Source organism: Colwellia sp. C1TZA3, assembly GCF_007954265.1.
In the GTDB taxonomy this organism is placed as follows: domain Bacteria; phylum Pseudomonadota; class Gammaproteobacteria; order Enterobacterales; family Alteromonadaceae; genus Cognaticolwellia.
In genome coordinates, this window is sequence record NZ_VOLS01000034.1 from 23563 (window position 1) to 45506 (window position 21944).

22 protein-coding genes are annotated in these 21944 nt (G+C 38.3%); 10 read left to right on the forward strand and 12 right to left on the reverse strand.

Translation table 11 applies throughout. From position 1 onward, the window contains the following. Positions 1 to 6 precede the first annotated feature (6 nt). From ESZ39_RS11150 to ESZ39_RS11175, 6 genes are all read right to left on the reverse strand, one after another. Positions 7 to 693: a ChrR family anti-sigma-E factor gene (locus ESZ39_RS11150; RefSeq protein ID WP_146879974.1), complete on the reverse strand. Its 687-nt coding sequence runs from the start codon at positions 691 to 693 to the stop codon at positions 7 to 9. Continuing rightward, positions 686 to 1312: a sigma-70 family RNA polymerase sigma factor gene (locus tag ESZ39_RS11155; RefSeq protein ID WP_146879975.1), complete on the reverse strand. Its 627-nt coding sequence runs from the start codon at positions 1310 to 1312 to the stop codon at positions 686 to 688. The genes ESZ39_RS11150 and ESZ39_RS11155 overlap by 8 nt, the downstream gene beginning before the upstream one ends. A 76-nt stretch (positions 1313 to 1388) precedes the next feature. Next, positions 1389 to 1955, reverse strand: coding sequence for an LON peptidase substrate-binding domain-containing protein (locus ESZ39_RS11160; RefSeq protein ID WP_146879976.1), 567 nt, complete (start codon positions 1953 to 1955; stop codon positions 1389 to 1391). Between the two features lie 1242 nt (positions 1956 to 3197). Continuing rightward, the gene (locus ESZ39_RS11165; protein WP_146879977.1) at positions 3198 to 3749 is read right to left on the reverse strand and encodes a DUF3833 domain-containing protein; all 552 of its coding nucleotides are present in this window, start codon (positions 3747 to 3749) and stop codon (positions 3198 to 3200) included. Next, on the reverse strand, positions 3746 to 4381 hold the full coding sequence (locus ESZ39_RS11170; protein ID WP_146879978.1) for a chalcone isomerase family protein: 636 nt from the start codon (positions 4379 to 4381) through the stop codon (positions 3746 to 3748). The genes ESZ39_RS11165 and ESZ39_RS11170 overlap by 4 nt, the downstream gene beginning before the upstream one ends. Continuing rightward, entirely contained in the window at positions 4371 to 4883 is a 513-nt protein-coding gene (locus ESZ39_RS11175; RefSeq protein ID WP_146879979.1) for a DUF2878 domain-containing protein, read from the reverse strand. The genes ESZ39_RS11170 and ESZ39_RS11175 overlap by 11 nt, the downstream gene beginning before the upstream one ends. A gap of 157 nt (positions 4884 to 5040) precedes the next feature. Here ESZ39_RS11175 and ESZ39_RS11180 point away from each other — a divergent pair, with 157 nt between their 5' ends. Then, on the forward strand, positions 5041 to 5457 hold the full coding sequence (locus tag ESZ39_RS11180) for a DUF3429 domain-containing protein (RefSeq protein ID WP_146879980.1): 417 nt from the start codon (positions 5041 to 5043) through the stop codon (positions 5455 to 5457). A gap of 705 nt (positions 5458 to 6162) precedes the next feature. Here ESZ39_RS11180 and ESZ39_RS11185 read toward each other — a convergent pair. From ESZ39_RS11185 to ESZ39_RS11200, 4 genes are all read right to left on the reverse strand, one after another. Continuing rightward, a complete protein-coding gene (locus ESZ39_RS11185; protein ID WP_146879981.1) occupies positions 6163 to 6378 on the reverse strand; it encodes a TIGR02450 family Trp-rich protein in 216 nt (71 codons plus the stop codon). After that, positions 6375 to 6641: a DUF3081 domain-containing protein gene (locus tag ESZ39_RS11190; protein ID WP_223270355.1), complete on the reverse strand. Its 267-nt coding sequence runs from the start codon at positions 6639 to 6641 to the stop codon at positions 6375 to 6377. The genes ESZ39_RS11185 and ESZ39_RS11190 overlap by 4 nt, the downstream gene beginning before the upstream one ends. Then, the gene (locus ESZ39_RS11195; protein ID WP_146879982.1) at positions 6641 to 6907 is read right to left on the reverse strand and encodes a DUF6482 family protein; all 267 of its coding nucleotides are present in this window, start codon (positions 6905 to 6907) and stop codon (positions 6641 to 6643) included. Before ESZ39_RS11195 ends, ESZ39_RS11190 begins: the two co-directional genes overlap by 1 nt. Positions 6908 to 7022: 115 nt before the next feature. Beyond that, positions 7023 to 7526: a lactoylglutathione lyase family protein gene (locus ESZ39_RS11200; protein ID WP_146879983.1), complete on the reverse strand. Its 504-nt coding sequence runs from the start codon at positions 7524 to 7526 to the stop codon at positions 7023 to 7025. Between the two features lie 94 nt (positions 7527 to 7620). Here ESZ39_RS11200 and ESZ39_RS11205 point away from each other — a divergent pair, with 94 nt between their 5' ends. The 8 genes from ESZ39_RS11205 (at position 7621) to ESZ39_RS11240 (ending at position 15923) form a co-directional block, all read left to right on the forward strand. Further along, complete coding sequence (locus tag ESZ39_RS11205) at positions 7621 to 8493, forward strand: LysR family transcriptional regulator (RefSeq protein ID WP_146879984.1); 873 nt, start codon at positions 7621 to 7623, stop codon at positions 8491 to 8493. A gap of 472 nt (positions 8494 to 8965) precedes the next feature. Then, a complete protein-coding gene (locus ESZ39_RS11210; protein ID WP_146879985.1) occupies positions 8966 to 9847 on the forward strand; it encodes a kinase in 882 nt (293 codons plus the stop codon). Next, entirely contained in the window at positions 9844 to 10686 is an 843-nt protein-coding gene (locus ESZ39_RS11215) for an HAD-IIB family hydrolase (RefSeq protein WP_146879986.1), read from the forward strand. Before ESZ39_RS11210 ends, ESZ39_RS11215 begins: the two co-directional genes overlap by 4 nt. Positions 10687 to 10699: 13 nt before the next feature. Beyond that, the gene (locus ESZ39_RS11220; RefSeq protein WP_146879987.1) at positions 10700 to 11926 is read left to right on the forward strand and encodes a glycosyl transferase; all 1227 of its coding nucleotides are present in this window, start codon (positions 10700 to 10702) and stop codon (positions 11924 to 11926) included. Between the two features lie 15 nt (positions 11927 to 11941). Further along, the gene (locus tag ESZ39_RS11225; RefSeq protein ID WP_146879988.1) at positions 11942 to 13690 is read left to right on the forward strand and encodes an alpha-amylase family glycosyl hydrolase; all 1749 of its coding nucleotides are present in this window, start codon (positions 11942 to 11944) and stop codon (positions 13688 to 13690) included. Positions 13691 to 13998: 308 nt separating this feature from the next. Beyond that, positions 13999 to 14667, forward strand: coding sequence for a flavin reductase family protein (locus ESZ39_RS11230; protein ID WP_146879989.1), 669 nt, complete (start codon positions 13999 to 14001; stop codon positions 14665 to 14667). A gap of 121 nt (positions 14668 to 14788) precedes the next feature. Then, positions 14789 to 15214, forward strand: coding sequence for a thiol-disulfide oxidoreductase DCC family protein (locus tag ESZ39_RS11235; protein WP_146879990.1), 426 nt, complete (start codon positions 14789 to 14791; stop codon positions 15212 to 15214). Continuing rightward, on the forward strand, positions 15177 to 15923 hold the full coding sequence (locus ESZ39_RS11240; protein WP_146879991.1) for an SDR family NAD(P)-dependent oxidoreductase: 747 nt from the start codon (positions 15177 to 15179) through the stop codon (positions 15921 to 15923). The genes ESZ39_RS11235 and ESZ39_RS11240 overlap by 38 nt, the downstream gene beginning before the upstream one ends. A 573-nt stretch (positions 15924 to 16496) precedes the next feature. Here the strand turns inward: ESZ39_RS11240 and ESZ39_RS11245 are convergent. Next, on the reverse strand, positions 16497 to 17108 hold the full coding sequence (locus ESZ39_RS11245) for a CIA30 family protein (protein ID WP_223270356.1): 612 nt from the start codon (positions 17106 to 17108) through the stop codon (positions 16497 to 16499). Between the two features lie 54 nt (positions 17109 to 17162). Next, on the reverse strand, positions 17163 to 17780 hold the full coding sequence (locus tag ESZ39_RS11250) for an HAD family hydrolase (RefSeq protein WP_146879992.1): 618 nt from the start codon (positions 17778 to 17780) through the stop codon (positions 17163 to 17165). A gap of 728 nt (positions 17781 to 18508) precedes the next feature. Here ESZ39_RS11250 and ESZ39_RS11255 point away from each other — a divergent pair. Next, a complete protein-coding gene (locus ESZ39_RS11255; protein ID WP_146879993.1) occupies positions 18509 to 21532 on the forward strand; it encodes an EAL domain-containing protein in 3024 nt (1007 codons plus the stop codon). The last annotated feature ends 412 nt before the right edge of the window (positions 21533 to 21944 follow it).

The window sequence follows — 21944 nt, forward strand, 5'->3', positions numbered from 1 at the left end:
ACTCAATTAGTAAATGAAAGCACCAATAGGGTTTAGTAACTTATTTATACCTTGAGTAAAATGCAATGCGTCATTAGCAACAGTATAACAAAGGCAACCACGCTCAGTAGCTGGCTGATGCTGATCGCGTTTATCAAGCATAATAAAGTCGCCGGCCACATATTGACCTTGTGCATCAGCAAAGGTACCCGCAAGTAATAGTGTTAGCTCAAAACCTTTATGGGTGTGTTCGGGTATCGAACCACCAGGTCCTATATGCAATAAATTAGTATGAATTTCACCTTCGCCTAAATTTAAACGTGCGCGTGATAATTTACCTATTTGAGCAGTTTTCCCTAACTCAATATTGCGCAGGACATTGGGTAAAGTGTATTGCATACCTTTAAAATTAATTGAACGCTCATCATAGAACGCTTTTGTTGACTCAACATCATCAGAGGCGGTTATCTGATTGATCATATCATCAAAGTCCATTTCGGCGATTTCCGTTAGGTGTTCATCATCAACAATAGATTTATGATGAAAACTTTGCTCAAAACTGGCCTCTGCAACTTGTTCTGTTAGTTGGCCTACTTTCTGTTGGCAAGAGACACACATGTCGGCATGTATCGCTATACCTGCAGCAAGTGAAGCGGGTAAGTCACCATCCACAAAACCTTGTAACAACTCAAATTTAGGGTGGTGTTTAATCATGGTGGTCTCCTATTTTTAACTTAAGTTTGCCAAGTGCAAGCCGAAGTCGTGATTTTATTGTGCCGAGTGGTAAATTAAGATGAACAGCAAGCTGCTCTTGTGACATCTCCATAAAGTAGAAACCTTTTACCACCTGTTGTTGGTTTTCAGGCAGCGTGGCAATTATGCCTTGCAAATTACGACTTTGAATATGGTCTGTAAACACCTCTTCTTCGGTATTTGCTAATTCAGCAAGTGGCCATATATCGTCACTGAGGTTGTCTTCTTTATTAGCTTTCATTTTGCGTAACAGATCAAATGTAACATTACGCATAATAGTGTAAACCCAAGTGGTGGCTGCACCTTTGCTGTCATCAAACAGATGTGCCTTACGCCAGACATTGCTCATGGTGTCTTGCACAACTTCAGCAGCAAGTGCTTCACTATTAATTTTACTTTGCGCAATACGCTGTATTTTAGGCGCAAAAAATTTAAACACTTCAGTAAATGCTTGTTTGTCTCTATCAATGGCAATTGATTTCAGCCATTGACAAAGTTCAGGATGATTGATTTTATTAGTCATGTTACTAGATGTAGCATTTGCCTTGTGACTTGGCAACATTGAATGCGCTGACAGCATAATTCTTACCCACTTTTTTACATATATTTGCTATACGCGACAGAAATGAGTCTAGATCACATTATTTTTATCTTTTCTACTCGGATAAAATAATCCGTTGTAACAATTCTTTCGCTTGGCTAAACGAATCTTTATCGACAAACAAACTTTTCTCAGCAAGTTTAACCGGTATAAGTTCTAACCAGCGCGCGACCACCCAATCACCTTTATCAAAATGTTGCTTGGGATATAAGGCATTTAATTCAGCATTTTCGATAAACACTTTACTTAATGACTTAGCGAGTTTATCGGTGGTTTGATCTAGGCTAATATCAGGCCAATGAGTTTTAGCTGCGACATCACCGTGATGCAGTTTATCGGTATCTTGGGTAATAGCGTTAATATCTACTAAACACTTACAGCGAACATCAATCAGTAATATCCCGTCTTCGCCCTGATCAAAGTTAATGATTTCGACCCAGCTACCGATTGACATAGGTGTGGATTTTTCATCTCTGTCATGCGAAAAAATAACAAAGCCTTGTCTTTTCATTGCTAGAGAGACCATTTTTAAATAGCGCGCTTCAAAAATACGCAGTCGTGTTACCCCTTGAGGTAACAGAAATATCGGCAATGGGAAAATAGGCAAATTAATAGTTGGCATAAGTTTACAGTAACTAATCTTTATGGATTGATGCTAGTTATACGTTATAAAAGCAAACTACGATCAAAGAAATAAGCAAAAACGATCAAAGTAAGAAATAAAAAAAAGCCCCATCAAGAGTCAGAGGGGCAAAGAGTCAAAAGGGAAATATAACCAGCAATAATATTTTTCAATGTCGCTTAGTTATACGTTGTAAAAACAAAAAATGATCAAAGTAATAAGTAAAAAAAGCCCCATCAAGAGTCAGAGGGGCAAAGAGTCAAAAGGGAGATATAACCAGCAATAATGTTTTTCAATATCGCTTAGTTATACGCTGTAAAAACAAAAAACGATCAAAGTAATAAGTAAAAAAAAGCCCCATCAAGAGTCAGAGGGGCAAAGAGTCAAAAGGGAGATATAATACCAGTTCCATTAAGTTTGTGATCTTGTTGTGCGCAGGAAAAATAATTCAAGGTAAGGCGCTTGATTGAGCAATAGCTGGCTATTGGGAGTGAGAGCAACACAGCCTTGAGCTATTTTAACTAGTACAAGTGAGCAATAACTTAATGTAATTGGTATAACCAGCAATAATGTTTTCAATGTCGTTTAGTTATACGTTGTAAAAAAAAACGATCAAAGTAGTAAGTAAAAAAAAGCCCCATCAAGAGTCAGAGGGGCAAAGAGTCAAAAGGGAAATATAACCAGCAATAATGTTTTTCAATATCACTTAGTTATACGCTGTAAAAACAAAAAACGATCAAAGTAATAAATAAAAAAAAGCCCCATCAAGAGTCAGAGGGGCAAAGAGTCAAAAGGGAGATATAACCAGCAATAATGTTTTTCAATATCGCTTAGTTATACGCTGTAAAAACAAAAAAAGATCAAAGTAATAAATAAAAAAAAGCCCCATCAAGAGTCAGAGGGGCAAAGAGTCAAAAGGGAGATATAACCAGCAATAATGTTTTTCAATATCGCTTAGTTATACCAGTTCCATTAAGTTTGTGATCTTGTTGTGCGCAGGAAAAATAACTCAAGGTAAGGCGCTCGATTGAGCAATAGCTGGCTATTGGGAGTGAGAGCAACACAGCATTGAGCTATTTTAACTAGTACAAGTGAGCAATAACTTAATGTAATTGGTATTATACGTTGTAAAAGCAAAAAATGATCAAAGTAATGAGCAAAAAAAGCCCCATCAAGGGGCAAAGGTTTACACAGTAATTTATCCAGATGGTCAACGCCAGCTACAACAATGAATCCAAGGCTTTATTGACAGCTTTTTACGGGCAATTCTTTATCAAAAAACAAAGTAATTTCAGCAACAGTAACACCAAACTTCTTCATTTTTGTTCGATTAAAAACACGGTGTTCATCAATTTGATACATCCAATCGTCAAGTGACAATTGTATTTCTTCACCGTCTATTGGTACCAATAAGTCATATTGCCATTGAAAGGCAAAACCCATTTGTTGACCGACTGCTTTGCCAACAACATCTCCAGCACTACCTAGGTATTTACCCTGCTTTAGTTTTGTTAGCTGCCAGTTACGATAAGTGACTTCACCATCAGCAAAGTAAAATACTTCTTTCAACACGCCTTCATCACCTTGCCATTGGCCATCAAGCTCAACACAAAAACGCCGAGTCACTTTACTAGTGTAGTCTTGTACCATACCCCAGGCTATCGACTTGCCAGAAAAATATTGCTGTATATCTAATTTAGGAGCCGTTGCTTGGTAATCGTCTAATGGTGTTGTACAACTTGAAAGTACAAAGGCTAAGCAAAAAATTGCCGCTGATTTAGCATGTTTATTCATATACTATTCCCTAATAGCTGTTGTCGTAGTTTAGGCTCACTGGTGTTTTCATCTAACCAAATGCTAAGAAATATTTTAGCAAAAGTTAAACTTTCAATTTCACCTATTTTTTGTCTATTTAAATAGAATACGCTCGTCCCCCTTTGGCTTAACATTGACAAGCGATCGCCCGCATTAATATCTGACCATATATTTTCTAACAAAGGCAGAAAAGCTCGATACTCATTTTCATTAAGTGCTAAATGTTGCCATTGTGAAACGGTGTTATCTATTAATTCTTTTTTACTTATATCGCGTAGGTAATGTATTTCAAACAATGCATGCTGGCACACATTACTAAAAGGTTGTTGACCGTCAGTAGTTAATAGTGAACTTTCATAAATGTCCCAAAACAAAACTGAAAATTTGGCTTTACCCAACAATGTAAAATGCTGTTCAGTAGTTAACTTGGTTAAGTCGCCAGCTATGATAGTGGCTTGTTCAGTAACTTGACACTTCATCAAACCTTCATCACTAACGGCTTCAACTTCATGGTTAGTAACACTTTCAGTCGGGTTATCGGCTAACGCATTTAAGGAAAACAAACAAAATAGTACTGTAAGCGTAGGCATAACATTGATATTAACCAACATAACTTTTTTCCTTCACAAGTAACCAACGACTTAGCGCAAAAATAAATACCATTAACGGGCCCCACAAACAGGCCAGTAATAAATAACTAGACCCTACTGATAGCCCTAAGTCAACCACTGACAATTTTGCTCCGGCAAGATAACTTAGCGGGGCTGATATTGCGCCAACAGAAAGTTGCAGTAATTTGGAATTAGCTAGAAAAGCTAAACTATGGCGTATGGTACTGGCAAAAATGATCCACAAGGTAATCAGCCAAAAAGGAATACCGTCAGTGCCTGGAAAAATAAAAACACCTGAATTAACTAAAGCAAAATCTAACCAAATACCAAGCGTTGCCACTAAGCAGATTAGTAGTATTTCGTTTTTAGTGCTTTTAAAATACCAAAGCTGTGCGCCAAATAAAACAGCAACAATGGGAATAAATAAATCGCCAATAAAAACTAAGCCAAACCAAGCAACATTGAACGCGACTAAATTATATAATGGAGACTTTATTTTCATAGTTTTATTCTCATCACTTTATTTTCGTGGCTTTATTCACATAGCTTTGCAATTATACGTTATAAACTGCAAACGGGATTAGTCTACTCAGGTTTTTTATGATCTATGTTCCGAAAAATTTCGTATGTTGAAAAATAAATATTAGAAAGAGCTTACTATGCAAACGCAAGAAACCTTAGGTTATTTAGGATTAACTCCCTTTGTACTAGCACTGGTTTTTGATAAATTCAGTTCAGCATTATTTAATGTCCCAGCCGAACAAGTATTTATATTTTACAGCGCTATTATTCTCAGCTTTATCGCCGGCACACTGTGGCGTAAACACAACGATAAGTTAAGTATTAAACTGCAGCTTTGTAGTAACTTGTTTAGTCTGCTCGCTTTTTTCGCCCTGCTATTGCCTAATTATGCGGCACTTGTGGTATTGGCTATAGTTTATCCCGCTATTTTACTGTGTGAGTACTACTTTGAGCCAGCTAAAACTAAGAATAAGCCTTACTTACGCATGCGATTGAATTTAACTACGCTAGTGGTAGTGATGCATATCGTTGCTGTTGTGTTGTGGTGCACTTAATCAGTTCAGACCTGTTGACTCAGACCTGTTGACTCAGACTTATAGACTCGAATATTAAAATAAAAGTTAATACCGTTATAAAATTGACCACATATTTAAATTTAGAGCGCATCATTGATAACTTACACAAATAATAAGTTCAAAAAGTAATAAGGCCAAAAAGTAATAAGTGGCCAAAGACTACAATAAAGTAGTGGTGGCTATTATCTTGAAAAACACCATTAGTAGTCAGCCTAATTGCTGTACTCAAGAATAAAATGGTTGGCTAAATGTAGGGTTTATTTAGCAAAGTGGTAAATACATAGTAATACCAATCAAATTAATTAATGGTGCAAATTTTAATGAGGGTAAATTTTCAAGAACAAGGCGCTTGATTGAGCAATAGCTGGCTATTGGGATTGAAAGCAACGATGTTATTGGATATTTAGACCATTTAAAAAGATCACTTAGTTAGTTTGATTGGTATAATACCAATCCCATTAAGTTATTGCTCACTTGTACTAGTTAAAATAGCTCAAGGCTGTGTTGCTCTCAATCCCAATAGCCAGCTATTGCTCAATCGAGCGCCTTACCTTGAATTATTTTTCCTGCGCACAACAAGATCACAAATTTAATGGAACTGGTATAAGTACGCGATGAGACAATAAAGTAATTTATCGATAAACTTTATTACCGCAACTTGCTAAAAAAGCATGCTACCAAAGCTTACTGCCAGCCAAAGCGCCACAACGTAGGCTGTTTTAAATCTCGCCAGTTTATGGAGTATTCACTGTTATTAATGACTGCGGTTATAAGACATGCGATAACATTTTTATCTTCATCAAATTCCACTTCAGTGATCACAAAGTGTTTCTCTCGGTTTTCAACACTCAGTTTAGTCCACTTACTATGTAACAATACTTTCGGATTTACTCTGTTCATGCTTTTGCAATCAATAACTTATTTACCTTAGATAAGAATACATCTAAAGTTTCTTGTTGCTCGAAATCAAAAGTATAACGACCATGAAACAACAAGGTTAAGGTCAAGTCTTTATAACCTAAAAAACAGGTATAACCATCAAAATCATGCCAAGCGGTTATACCTTGATACTCATAGTTGCCCTCAGTTTTGCTACCTTGGGTGGTGACTAGATTAAACACCTGTAATAAATCACTTAAGGCGACAGTATTATTTTTCATCATTAGCACAAGATCCTCTGACGATAACGGCTACTCTTTGATTGGCCACACATTTCATCAAAAGCACTGTCCATTTCAAGCAGTGCAGAAAATATATTGTTACCTCGTAAATACGCTTTTGCTTCGACGATAGAATTGACAACTGCTGCAGAACTTTGTCTTAAACCAACAAAGTTATCACTTGAATCGATTACGCCCACTAAATAATGGTTAGAACCTGCAACAGCAATAATCATTGGCTGTGAAGAAGGTGTTGAACTTAATTGCATAATAAACCTCCATTGGTCTATTTCTCGTATTAATCGCTCACGTTTATTAACCACACATACGAGTTAAATAGCAATAAAGTTCAATGTTATTTACCTTAAACATTCAAAACGCTTGTTATTGATAAGCGCCTTGAGCGTAAGTTAATTCATAACTATGGCTATAAATTTCAAGGATATTACCAAAGGGGTCTTCCATATAAATCATACGGTAAGGTTTTTCACCTGGATAATAGTAACGTGGCTCTGCCATACGTTTTTTACCACCAGCGGCGACAATTTTCTCAACTAACTCTTCAAGATTTGGATCTTGCACGCAAAAATGAAAAATACCAGTTTTCCAATATTCAAAGTTATTTTCTGGATTTTGCTGATTTTTAAATTCAAATAACTCCACGCCGATACGATCGCCGGTCGACATATGGGCAATTTTGAATTTATCCCAATTAGCTCCGAAAACATCAGTACACATCACGCCAATGGCGCTGTCGTCTTCAACAACCACGGTTGGCTCCATAATTAAATACCAACCTAAAACTTCAGTATAAAACTTAACTGCTTTTTCTACGCTCGGCACTGAAATACCAATATGTGAAAATGTTCTTGGATATGCTTTGCTCATCTTAATAACCTCTTTTAATTTGATGGACAAAGTATAGACAGTATTATAAATTATAAAAAATTATCATTAATTATTATATTGAGTACGTTTTGTTATGATTAATCTTGTTTGGTTAAAAACTTTTTGCACACTGGTTGATGTTGGCCACTTTACTAAAACTGCTGATCGGCTTTTTATGACACAGTCAGGGGTTAGTCAACAAGTTAAAAAGCTAGAGCAGCAGCTAAACACCCTATTAATAATGCGCGAAGGCAAGTCTTTTTCCCTTACCGACGCCGGCATAAAATTACACCAACAAGGACAAAGCTTATTACAGAGCTCCGCAGAGTTAGAAAAATCAATCCAACAAGATGATCCTTACATCGGCGCAGTAAAAATTGCCTCACCGGGCAGTATTGGCTTAAAGTTATATCCTTATATGCTCGAAATTCAACAACAGCACAGGCAATTAGCCATCGACTACAAATTTGCGCCAAATAAAAATATTGAGCAAGACTTAACTGCGCGTAAAATCGATATTGGTTTAGTAACCGAGCTGAGTAAGGCAGCTACTATTATCAGCCAAAAAGTCGCTGTTGAGCCACTGGTACTAGTCACGGCAAATACGGTAGATACCATCACTTGGCAAACACTGATCACGCTAGGCTTTATTGACCATCCTGATGGTGAGCATCATGCACAAGCGCTGCTCAGTAAAAACTATGCTGAATTTGAACACATTAGCCAATTTGAGCATCAAGGATTTTCCAATCAAATTAGCTTAATTCTTGAACCCGTTTGCCGTGGGCTTGGCTTTACCGTTTTACCCTTATACGCTGCTAAGGCTTTTAATAAACCAGAAAAGATAAGGGTACATTTATTAGCACAGTCGGTAAATGAAACACTATACTTGTGTCAGAACCGACACTCGCTTAAAAACAACCGCAGCAAATATATCAAAAGCGTTATTGCCGACTTCATCGCTTAGTTATACCAGTTCCATTAAGTTTGTGATCTTGTTGTGCGCAGGAAAAATGACTGAAGGTAAGGCGCTCGATTGAGCAATAGCTGGCTATTGGGATTGAGAGCAACACAGCCTTGAGCTATTTTAACTAGTACAAGTGAGCAATAACTTAATGGGATTGGTATTATTCAGATAAAACCGCTATCAATGATTCAATGCTAACTGATGAAATGAAGGCATTAAACATGATCATATTTAATGCCGTGCTTGATAATTACTCGCTAGCAGCAATTATTAAGCACAGTGACTGATTGCACCAAAATAAAGCAAATTGTTTATTTACTGCCCTTTAGCCACTTTGTCATTTTTTAACCTCCAGCGCTAAAAATAAAATAACCTTAATTACTCAACAAGTTACAACCTAACCTCAGTAGCTAAAATAATGGCATAAGAGTTGAAAGTATAATCATATTAATATCCGACTAAGGTGAAAATCATGCTCTCAACTTTTATTAAACAACATAAGCTGCCTGAAAAATTTAAACTAACGGCACAAGAGCACTACCAACCGCTTGCGGAGCGAATATTCAGTCAGTTTACAAAAAGTCATGGCGCTTATTTTGTTGGTATTAACGGCTGTCAGGGTAGCGGTAAATCAACACTGACTGATTTCATCGCTGAATATTTAGCAGCGACCTATCAATTAACCATTGTAGTGATGTCGTTAGATGACTTCTATTTCACCGGTGAAAAACGTCAGCAGCTTGCTGATAACATTCACCCGTTATTAGCGACTCGTGGTGTGCCTGGCACGCACGATGTCGCGATGTTAGAAACTACCTTAACAAAATTAAAAACTCAACAAACAGGGTTTGCTATCCCAAGGTTTAATAAGGCAACGGACGAACCATATCCAAAAGAGCAGTGGCCGATAGTTAAAAAACCTGCAGACATTATTTTATTAGAAGGCTGGTGTTGGGGTGTAAAGCCACAAACTGACGAACAATTAAAAGCCCCCGTCAATGAACTTGAGCTCAAACATGACAGCAAAGGTGACTGGCGCCATTATGTTAATCAACAACTTAAAAGTCGTTATCAACCTTTGTATAGAACCATGGACTTCTGGTTAGCACTGCAAGCCCCCTCGTTTGATTGCGTTTACCAATGGCGCTTAGAACAAGAGCAAAAATTGCAAGACAACAATATCGGTTTACCAAATTCAAAAGTCATGAAATCTGCCGGGATATTGAATTTCACGCAATATTTTCAACGACTGAGTGTGCAAGCATGCCTGAGCATTGCAAAGTCTGCAGACACTATTTTTTACTTAGATTACGCAAGGAATATTTCAAAAACGCCCTTTATGGCAGAGCTATGAGTACTACGAAAACCATTATCTTTAGTGATCTTGACGGTACCCTGCTTGACCACTATAGCTATCAGTCAACGCCGGCCAGTCAAACCCTGCAACAGTTGAGCAAGGCCAATATTCCAGTAATTTTAAATAGCAGTAAAACCCTGGCTGAATTAAACATTATTCGCGCTGAACTCAAGCTTGATACCCCCTTTATTATCGAAAATGGCGCCGCTGTTTATATCCCTATTAATACCTTTAAAGTACAACCGGCGGATACTGAAGTCAGCGGTGACTATTGGGTTAAATCGTTCTGTTTACCAAGACAACATTGGCTAAAGTTACTTAACGAGCATAGTAAAAAATTCCAGCCATATTTCCAAGGTTTTTCAACCCTATCAGCAGCAGCTTTATGCCAAATAACTGGCTTAAACTTAGCACAAGCTGAACGGGCAAAACAAAGACACTATGGTGAACCTGTAAAATGGTTAGGGGATAACGTCACTAAAAGTGCCTTTATCGAACATTTAGTGGCATTAGGCGCTAGCGTTGTTCAGGGAGGACGCTTTATTCACGTCGGTGGTTACTGTGATAAAGGCCAAGCACTTATCTGGTTAACCCAACAATATCGCGAATATTTCAACCACTACACGGTTTACACCATCGCGCTAGGTGACGGTGAAAATGACACACCAATGTTAGAAGCCGCAGATATTGCCGTGCAAATACGCTCACCAGTGCACAACTTTCCACCACTGTATCGACAGTATAAAACCAGTCAAAGCCAATTATATGGCCCCGAAGGCTGGGCAGAAGCGATTCAACAACTCTTAGCAAAGCAACTGGATTCACAAGCAACTTAATCTGAGGTAAATCATGGCTGACTTCTATCAAAATGGTACGGTTACAACATTACATAACTTGGCCCAGCGCGAGCCAGAAAACATGGCCGCAGAGTTACTAGAATTTTCAAAAAAACGTTCATTAGGGCTTATTTTACCTTCACTATTTTCCGAGTTAGAGGGTAAAGCTTTACCTGATATTATTAATAAAATAAAAGACGTAAAATATTTATCTGAAATTGTTATCGGCTTAGACCGAGCAGATTTAGCGCAATACCAACAGGCGTTATCATTTTTTTCTCAGCTACCTCAGCACCATCGAGTGCTATGGAATGATGGACCTAGGCTACAAGCAATAGATGCAAAATTACAGGCCTTAGGTTTAGCACCAAAAGAGCTTGGCAAGGGCCGCAATGTTTGGTATTGCATGGGCTATATTTTATCGTCAGGTAAAGCCGAGTCGATTGCGCTACATGATTGCGACATTTTAACTTATGAAAAAGAGTTACTCGACCGACTACTTTACCCCGTCGCCAACCCATTATTTAGCTATGAATTTGCCAAGGGATTTTATGCCCGAGTTGCTGGCGGAAAAATAAACGGTCGGGTTTCTCGCTTGTTGGTGACCCCATTAATCAAAGCACTGAAAAAAACCGTTGGCCATTGCGACTATCTCGAATATATGGACAGTTTTTTATATCCCTTAGCCGGTGAATTCTCCTTTCGCCGAGACGTATTAAGTGACATTCGCATTCCAAGTGATTGGGGTTTAGAGATTGGCGTATTATCTGAAATGTATCGCAATTATTCACCGAACCGGTTATGCCAAGTGGATATTGCCGCCACTTATGATCATAAACATCAGGACTTATCCTTAGATAATACCGCTGGTGGTCTGTCAAAAATGTCGATTGATATTAGCAAAGCCTTTATTCGTAAACTTGCCACTCAAGGTGAAACCTTCAGCGCTGAAAAGTTTAGAACCTTAAAAGCGACTTACTATCGTATTGCTTTAGATTATGTTGAAACTTACCGCAATGACGCGATGATGAATGGACTGGAACTTGATATTCATCATGAAGAGAAAGCAGTAGAAATGTTCGCACAAAATATTTTAACTGCCGGTAACACTTTCTTAGAGAAGCCAATGGAAACGCCTTTTATTCCCTCTTGGAACCGTGTGGTTAGTGCTATTCCCGATATTTTATCGCAATTAAACACCGCCGTAGAGCTAGACAACGAAGAATTTAATCAAAGATAAAGGAAGATGTCGACGATGCCAGCACACATTGAACTGTTAAAAAACAAGTTAACTCAACAGCTTTCGACCATTTATCATCAGGTAGTACTTGAACAATCATCGGATGATATTGCTGATGAACTGATTAAAATTATGCGCTTACCAAATGAGATGGTTACGCCAAAACCTTTTACCAATCATTGGTCAGAAGCCGACATTGTCTTGATCACCTATGGTGATAGCATCATAAAACCAGCTCAGCCACCGTTACACACTTTAAAAGTGTTTTTAGATAATCATCTAAAAAGCACCATTAACAGTGTGCACATTTTGCCCTTTTTTCCGTATAGCTCTGACGATGGTTTTTCGGTCATTAACTACTCCTGTGTCAATGAGTCACTCGGAACATGGCAAGATATCACAGAGATAAGTCAAGATTATCAGCTAATGTCAGATCTTGTGATTAATCATTGCTCAAGCCGCAGTATTTGGTTTGATAACTTCATCAAAGGCGAAGGACCTGGGCATGATTTTTTCTTCACCGCGCAGTTAGACGACGATTTGTCTGCGGTGGTGCGACCAAGAACATCACCTTTATTAAAAGCAGTGGTGACTGGCAAAGGGCAGAAATTCGTCTGGTGCACCTTTAGTCACGACCAAGTGGACTTTGACTTTCGTAACCCCGAAGTATTAAAAGCATTTGCTGCAATTATTCGACAATACCTTGATAGTGGAGTAAAAATATTTAGGTTTGATGCCATTGCCTTTATATGGAAAATTGTTGGCCGCGATAGTATCAACTTAACTCAAACTCATGAAATTGTGCGCTTATTGCGCACCTTAATTGAATCTGCAGAGCCACAAGCGATCATTATTACTGAAACCAATATTCCTAACACCCAAAACCTTACCTATTTTGGTAACGCCAATGAAGCGCACGGCATCTATAATTTCTCACTGCCGCCATTACTGATAAACACTTTACTGACCGGTAACTGTTTATATTTAAAACGCTGGCTAATGAGCATGCCACCTTCACAAGACGGCACCATGTATTTCAACTTTATTGCCTCGCATGACGGTATTGGTCTACGCCCAGCTGAAGGCTTATTAAGTGACACTGAGCTTGATAGTTTAATTCATACTGTTGAGAACTTTGGCGGTAAAATTTCATGGCGAACATCAGACACTGGCGAACAAAAAGCTTATGAAATGAATATTGCCCTTTATGATGCTCTACAAGGTACGGTTGCAGGTAAAGACCAATGGAACTTTGAACGTTTTATTTGTGCACATGCGGTTATGTTTGCCCTTGAAGGTATACCAGGAATTTATATTCACAGCATGCTAGGAACACAAAACGACTATACAAAATTGGCCAACACGCATAATAACCGCTCAATCAATCGTCATCGTTGGCATGAAGAAGCACTAGAGGCAGCACTGGCTAATAGTAGTTTACATCACAAAAAAGTACTTTCAACCTTAAAAGCATTGTTAAACATTCGTATTAAACAACCGGCGTTTCATCCCAACGCCACGCAATTTACTTTACATTTAGGCTTACAATTATTTGGTTTTTGGCGACAAAGTCAAAGCAGAAAACAAAGTATTTTTTGTGTCAGTAACGTCTCAGACCAAGCTATTATATTACCACTAAGCGAACTTAATTTAATCATTACTGAGGCTTGGATAGAATTAATCACGGCTGTAAAAATTACCGAGTTAAGCCAAGAGATAACATTATCTCCCTATCAAACCGTATGGATAGCTAATAAAACATAGTAGGTATTTCTGTGTTTTATTATAGCTCTGTACTATGGTTCTGTACTATGGTTCTGTACTATGGCCTTGTACTATGGCCTTGTACTATGGCCTTGTACTATGGCCTTGTACTATGGCCTTGTACTATGTCATCAAACTGTTGATAGATTTTTACACACAAGTAAAGATTATAGCCGCAAATAAACCTAGCGATTAACCGACAAAAGTTGATAAGTCGAAGCCTGATAAGTTTAGCTGCATTGAGTGATCGCAAACGCAGTTAATTACGTATAATAGTGATATGACACAACTTATACGATAGCAGTTAAATGCAATATAATATCAATCACGACGAACTGGTTAATATGGAACCGCGCTACAGGGCGCAGGTTATCAACAGCTTATCTGGTTTTAAAAGTGCTAATCTTATTGGCACCCGCGACCAGAAAAATATCAATAACTTGGCTATGTTTAGCTCGGTATTTCACCTTGGTGCTTCACCAGCTTTAGTGGGTTTTATTTCACGTCCAGACAGTGTTGACCGCCATACCTTAGGAAATATTCAGCAAACTAAGCAATTTACTATCAACCAAGTAAATGAAAGCTTTTGGCAAGCGGCTCATCAAACCTCTGCACGCTACGGTGATGATGAATGTGAATTTAAACAAACCGGCTTAACACCGCATTTTATCGACGGAGTTAATGCGCCATTTGTTGAAGAAAGCCGACTTAAATACGCCTTAACCCTGAAAGAAATAGTACCAATACAACTCAATAACACAGTATTAGTAATTGGCGAAATAACCGATATTCTCTGTGAACAAGCGGCGATAAAAAATGACGGCTACATTGATATTGAGTCATTAAATACCGTCATGGTTTCAGGGCTCGACAGCTATCACACCAGTAAACGATTATCGCGTTTAAGTTATGCAAAACCAGAAGAATTACAGAAAAAACTTTCAGTTGATGGCGAAACAGAAAAACCATTGAACTAAACATTAATCTGACATTAAGCGCATCGATGGTAATGTCAGATCACCCCGCTATACCGGCTTAATTTTTTGGTATTTTTTTGAGGTTTAATTCACACGTCTAATAATTTTTAGGGCTAATTTAATGTTAACAATATTTTATGATGGTAACTGTCCATTGTGTGCAACAGAGATGGCTCAGTTAAAAAAGCATGATCCAAACAATCTAATAAGCTTGCAGGATATTCACCAAGATAATTTTGCCACACTCCACCCTAGCGTTAGTTTTGATGGCGCAATGAAAATATTACATGGCCATTACAACGGGCAAGTATTACTTGGACTAGCCGTTACACACCGAGCTTGGACTTTAGTTGGCAAAGGCTTTTGGGTTGCGCCACTTAATTGGCCGATCATTAAAACTGTTAGTCATTGGGTCTATTTAGGCTTAGCCAAATATCGTCACCAAATTTCAGCACTACTCGCAAAGCTGTTTAATATTAAAACCACTAACTGCAATTCAGGAACTTGTCATGATAACCGAACAAACACTGATCATCGGCGCAAATAGCGATATTGGCAAAGCCATTGCTGCGCAAATACAAGCTTCAGAAAACACGGGCTTAATACTTATTAGTCGAGACTTAACACCCCCTAATTCTGTCCCTAGTGACTTGATAGCGGCTAATGTGACAAAGATTAGTGTTAAGGACTATCAAGCAGAATCAATCGACCAAGCGGTCGCAGAATTAGCCCAGCATAAGCATGCGCCAATAACCCGCGTATTTGTTTGTAACGGCATACTGCATAATGACCATATTAAACCAGAAAAACGTTTAGAAGATTTTGATTCACAAGCGTTTATGGAAATTATGACCTCAAATTCTCTAACACCAATGTTGTGGATACAAAAATTAACCCCTTTATTGACAGGGAAGTCACCCTGCAAATTCGTGCTATTTAGTGCCCGAGTAGGCAGTATTAGTGAGAATCGTTTAGGGGGTTGGTATAGTTATCGAGCGTCGAAGGCGGCATTAAACATGATAGTTAAAACCGCATCAATAGAGTTAGCCCGTCGAGCCAAAAACATAAAGCTAATCGCTTTTCATCCAGGTACTACCGACACGCCATTATCAAAACCGTTTCAAAAAAATGTGCCGGCTAATAAGCTTTTCAGCCCAGAGTTTGTTGCTAAACAGCTACTAGACATTGTTGAGAACACCCCGTTAGATCAAACAGCAAGTTATCTTGATTGGCAGGGAGAAGCCATCAACTGGTAGTTTTAAATAAACACGCTAACAATGCCTGTTCAATAGCGTTACTGCTAGGGCATTGTTTTATGATGAAATATGATGAGATGAGTACTGGTCACTGCTGTCATAAAGTTTCTAATACCAGTTCCATTAAATTTGTGAGCTTGTTGTGCGCAGAAAAAATAACTCAAGGTAAGGCACTCGATTGAGCAATAGCTGGCTATTGGGATTGAGAGCAACACAGCCTTGAGCTATTTTAACTAGTACAAGTGAGCAATAACTTAATGGGATTGGTATAACAAGCTTTCTTTGTTAAAATCAACAGAGCGGCGTTTATTAAGTGATTGATAAATAATTAATTGGTAATTAATCATAAAACAATTATCTATAATTTTGTACATAGTTTTGTGTATAGTTTTGTTTAGCTGATTGTCTTCAAAGTTCTCAAACCATAGTGTTTACACACCTAATCGTTTAGCCAGTACACACGGTAAATTAAGCTTTAGTGGGTAAAGCTCAATTTAAAAAACCTATTTAGCCGTGGTAATATACCAACAATTAATCTATAAACCAGTCTATAAATAAATGCCATAGGCTAGTTTATTTAAAAGACACGTTAGCAATAACTAAAGAAAATACGCCAGCAACTTTTCTGGTCACTAAAAACCCCACTTCACGAATATTTTCAGATTGTAGTACCGGCGCATTGGGAATATCACGGCCTCGAAATGATGCTTGAAAGTCAGCCAGTGTAAAACTTAGTTGTGCTTGTTGTCCTAGCACCGTATCAAAACTCTGTTTATAAGCCATACGATAACCGTCAAGGTTAACAATCATTCTTAATTGATAAGTCAGCCCGTCACCTTCAATAGCTATTGTTACCGTTTCAAGCGCTTTAACTAAGGGCTCTATCGGGCGAAATACTGAGCTGAAACCACCGTTATTAGCTAGTGATATATTACCTGAAAATATCGCTTTGTCTGCTTGTAATAAAATCGTACCTTGAGATTTACCTCCCATGACACCGTCATTAGTAATGCGCCAACTATCAAGGCTTTGTTGCTCAGTAAAATTAATCATAAGTACAGACTCTTTTTTAGCCATAGCAGGAAGCTGTTTATCTTGCTTGGCCCGTATTTGAAGATCAGTGCTAGCAAGGCTATAACCAGCAAAAACGGTAGATAATAAGAGTGCGTAAACAGTCACTCGCATCAAACTTGCACTCCTACTCTTGACTGCTGAATGTTGACTGCTGACTGATAAACTTTAGCCAGGCACATCAGTGGCCTCACGAGCAAAAATCTGCCTAATAACCTCACTTAACTCGGTAAGCTCGTTTACTACAATATTCGCTAAGTTAGCATAATCAGGCGTTTCGCCATGCGTAACTAGGCACGACATAGTATTGGCATTTTGTGCGGCTTGTAGATCATATAAATAATCACCAACATATAATAAATTTTCAGCAGGCGCTTGCCATAATTGTGCTAGATGCAATAAAGCATCGGGAGCAGGTTTAGCTTTATGATCGGCCCGAGTTAATAGCATGGTAATAGCAATATTATTATTTTTCATTTTTATCAAAGCCGCCTGACGACAGTTTCGCGTAACAATGGCACAAGGTATATCTAACTCAGATAATAACGCTATAAGTTGCTCAGTGCCGAGCAGATTTTTCGCATTAAGCGCATCATTAACTTCAAACTCAACTAACAATTTATTGGCATGAGCTTGCTGCTCTGTTGGCAAAGCATCAACAAAATCTAATAAATCAATATCTTTTGCACAACCTAAGCACGCTCTTATTTCTTCAAAATTTAAAGATGAAGAAACTAAAGTATTATCTAAATCAAATATAACGCCTAACAATTTCTGTGCTAACAATGTTCAATCACTCCTATTTTTCTTATCGCTCCATTAATCATGAAGGTGAATTAAGACCAATTTGATTAATTAAGTGGTCTACTTTTTCATAAGGAAAAATGAGCAGATAATTAATCAACTTGCGATAAGAGCCCACCCCTAATTAACTAGCATTTATTCAATTAATAGTTAACTACGCAACAAGGTGAAATTAAGATCAAAATCTCCCTGTTTTAGGCCAAAAAATCAAGCTGTAAAATTATTAAACCATGGTTTAATAAAAAAGATTTAAATGTGTTTTAACTAACTTATATACCGCTGCAAAAATAAGGTCTGTATTTAAATTAAAATCAAAGAAAACTCCTTAGCTGTAGCGAACGTCCCTTGTGATAGAACGCACAAGAATAACCTTTGGCGTATTCATAGCTGTCCATTGTTCAACTTACTTGCTTGTTAGCTATTAAAACAAGTCCATTATTTTACCAGTGGTTAATATTTATATAAACTATTGAATATATAACTAAAAATTAATATTACGGGAGAAGTCCTAAGGATTATAAATAACCGAGTTCGGGTTAAAAAGTAATTTAAAGCCCCTTAATACTATCATCAAAGAATCGGCTACCAATGAATTGATACCGGTAATCCGGCACAAAAGTAAGCTGAAACAAAGTTTGTTTGCCCACAACAAATAAAGCCCACATCAAAAGTATTAACCTCTGTATCAAATACTGTGTAGACCGTGTATATTGCAAAAAAAAATTGCTAAATATTCACATTATGCTTGGGGCTTAATATCAATGAATTACGACTATAGCGCTATAACCGTTGCCGCGCTCACAACCACTTATGATCTCAGATTAGTCGCTCTATCAATGCTAATTGCCATGTTAGCCTCATTCAGTGCTTTTGGCATAGTTGAACGAAGTATTTCCACTAGCCAAATAAGTCAAAAAATATCATGGAATTTATTCGGTGCTTTAACAATGAGTATTGGTATTTGGACGATGCATTTTATTGCCATGTTATCGTTAACCTTTCCAATACCCGTTACTTATGATGTACAAACAACAATTTTGTCTATTCTGCCGGTTATTTTTGCCTCTAGTGTTGTCATGTGGTTGATGACACTAAAAACATTTAGCTATTATCGATTATTAATTGGTGGGCTATTGTTAGGTCCAAGTATCGGCCTTATGCATTACATAAGCATGGCCGCCATGAGATTAAACGCCGTGATGGTGCATGATGCGACGTTAGTTTATTTGTCTATCTTAATTGCGGTGATATTGGCCATGGTGGCACTAAAGATACAGTACAGCGCAATTAATCAAAGCCAATACCAATTTATAACTAAAAAACATCTAGTTAGTGCGGTGGTTATGGGACTGGCATCTTCAAGTATGCACTATACCGCGATGACAGCGGTGCACTTTATTCCGCAAACTACAGACCAAGTTATTGATGGAGTCTCTCCAACCACGCTAGCCTTAATTATCACTGTGGTGATTTTGGTGCTATTGCTGCTCACTATGCTCATTCCACATTCATTAAGATACAAACAGCTAGTTAGCAGTTTAAGCGCAGAAGTACTGGTTAAAGCTGGGGTTTTACATGAGCTTCATCATCGTTCTAAAGCACAAATAGAGCAAGATACTCAGGCTATCAAAACGGCTCAGGCAGCATTATTAGCACAAAAATCAGCCATGGATGAACATTCATTAGTCTCGATTACTGATGTTAAAGGCACAATTAACTATGCCAATACCAAATTTTGTACGGTCAGTGGTTACAGTCAAGAAGAACTCATTGGCGCCAATCACCGCCTGCTTAACTCTAAGCAGCAACCGAAAAGTTATTGGCGTGAAATGTATTTAATTATCTCTAAAGGCGGTTTCTGGAATGATGATATTTGTAATGTTGCCAAAGATGGACAAGAGTATTGGGTTAACACCACGATTATACCCTTGTATGTAAACGAAAAGCTCAGTGGTTATACCTCAATTCGTACCGATATTACTGAACATAAAAAGAGTGAGAAAAAACTTAAACTTGCCAACGAAGAGAAAGATAAACGTGCAGCTGAGCTAGCGCTTGCCGCTATTGTGTTTTCTCACACCCGTGAAGGTATCATCATCACGGATGCAAACGCCAACATAATAGAAGTCAACGACACCTTTACCGAAGTCACCGGTTACTCACGTCAAGAGGCGGTTGGTCAAAACCTACACTTCTTCCAATCAGACAGAGAATCAGCTGAGTTCTATGCTTCAATGTGGCAAGCCGTTAGCACCAAAGGCTATTGGGTTGGTACCATCTGGAATCGTCGTAAAAATGGTGAAGTATGCCCAGAAAATTTGACGCTAAGTGCCGTAAAAAATGCAGCTAGCGAAATCAGCCATTATGTTGCCCTCTATTCTGATATTACCCAGCTCAATAAAGCCCATCAAAGTCAATTAGAACGGATGGCTCATTATGATGACTTAACCAATTTACCTAATCGCACTTTACTCGCTGACCGGCTAAAACAAGCCATCTTACAAAGCAGTCGCCATCATGATGCGCTTGCTGTGGCATTTCTAGATTTAGATGGCTTTAAAACCGTCAATGATACCCATGGCCATCATGTCGGTGATGAACTATTAATTATCATCTCGTTGCGCATAAAAGCGGCATTACGTGAAGGGGATACACTTGCTCGTATTGGCGGTGATGAATTTGTCTTAATATTAACTGATTTATCAAAAAATGAAGAGTGTAATAAAGTATTAGAGCGTTTACTGCTGACGGTTTCAGAGCCAGTCACAGTTGATAATGTGGTGCTAAATGTATCTGCTAGTATTGGAGTTACGCTTTATCCTCAAGATGATGTCGATGCAGATATACTTATCCGTCATGCCGACCAAGCGATGTATATCGCAAAGCAAGCGGGTAAAAATTGTTATCACTTGTTTGATAGTGCCCTTGATGACGCGGTTAACATTAAACAGGAAAACATTGGCAATATCAGTGCAGCACTCAGTAAACGTGAGTTTGTATTGTACTATCAACCTAAAGTGAATATGTCCACGGGTGCAGTGGTGGGCGTAGAAGCGTTGATCCGCTGGCAACATCCTGTACGCGGTTTAGTGCCACCATTAGATTTTTTACCTATGATAGAGAACCATGCTCTTAGCCTTGACGTAGGTGAGTGGGTTATCGGTTCGGCGCTGAGCCAAATAAGCCAATGGCAAAGTATTGGGCTTACGTTTCCTATTAGTGTCAACATCAGTGCTTATCAACTCCAGCAAACTGGTTTTGTAGAACGCTTGGCGGCATTATTGGCCACACATCCTGATGTATCGCCTCATTTATTGGAATTAGAAGTATTAGAAACCAGCGCATTTAATGACATCAACTACATTATAGCGACTATGAATGCTTGCATTGAGCTTGGCGTAAAGTTTGCGCTCGATGATTTTGGCACCGGCTATTCCTCTCTGACTTATCTCAGACGCCTACCCGCCAGCTTGATTAAAATAGACCAAACTTTTATACGAGACATGCTCACGGATGCGGATGACTTAGCCATTGTTTTGGGCGTTGTTAGTTTAGCGAAAGCCTTTCAGCTTGAGGTGATTGCTGAAGGGGTAGAAACTATTGAACATGGTACGGCCTTATTAAAATTGGGTTGTAAATTAGCACAAGGTTATGGTATTGCAAGGCCGATGCCCGCCGGTGAGGTACTGACGTGGCTGGACAGTTGGCAGCCTGATAGCGCTTGGCTGTGCTAAATAATTTGATTTAACTTATACCAATTTTATTAATGAGGTAGTCTACTTTATACGCAGGAAAACGACCCAATATAAGGTGTTTATTTTAATAACTCATTGTTCAGGACAATAGGCGCCTGCATTATCTAATACCAATTTGATTAATTAAGTGATCACCTTTTTCATGAGGAAAAATGGACAAATACAAGGCATAAAATTTAGTCAGTAGTTATTCACCTTATAAATTTTATAACGCAGTAGTTATTCATTTTAACCCTTAAAAATGAGCAGGTAATTAATCAACTGGGTATAATACCAATCCCATTAAGTTATTGCTCACTTGTACTAGTTAAAATAGCTCAAGGCTGTGTTGCTCTCAATCCCAATAGCCAGCTATTGCTCAATCGAGCGCCTTACCTTGAATTATTTTTCC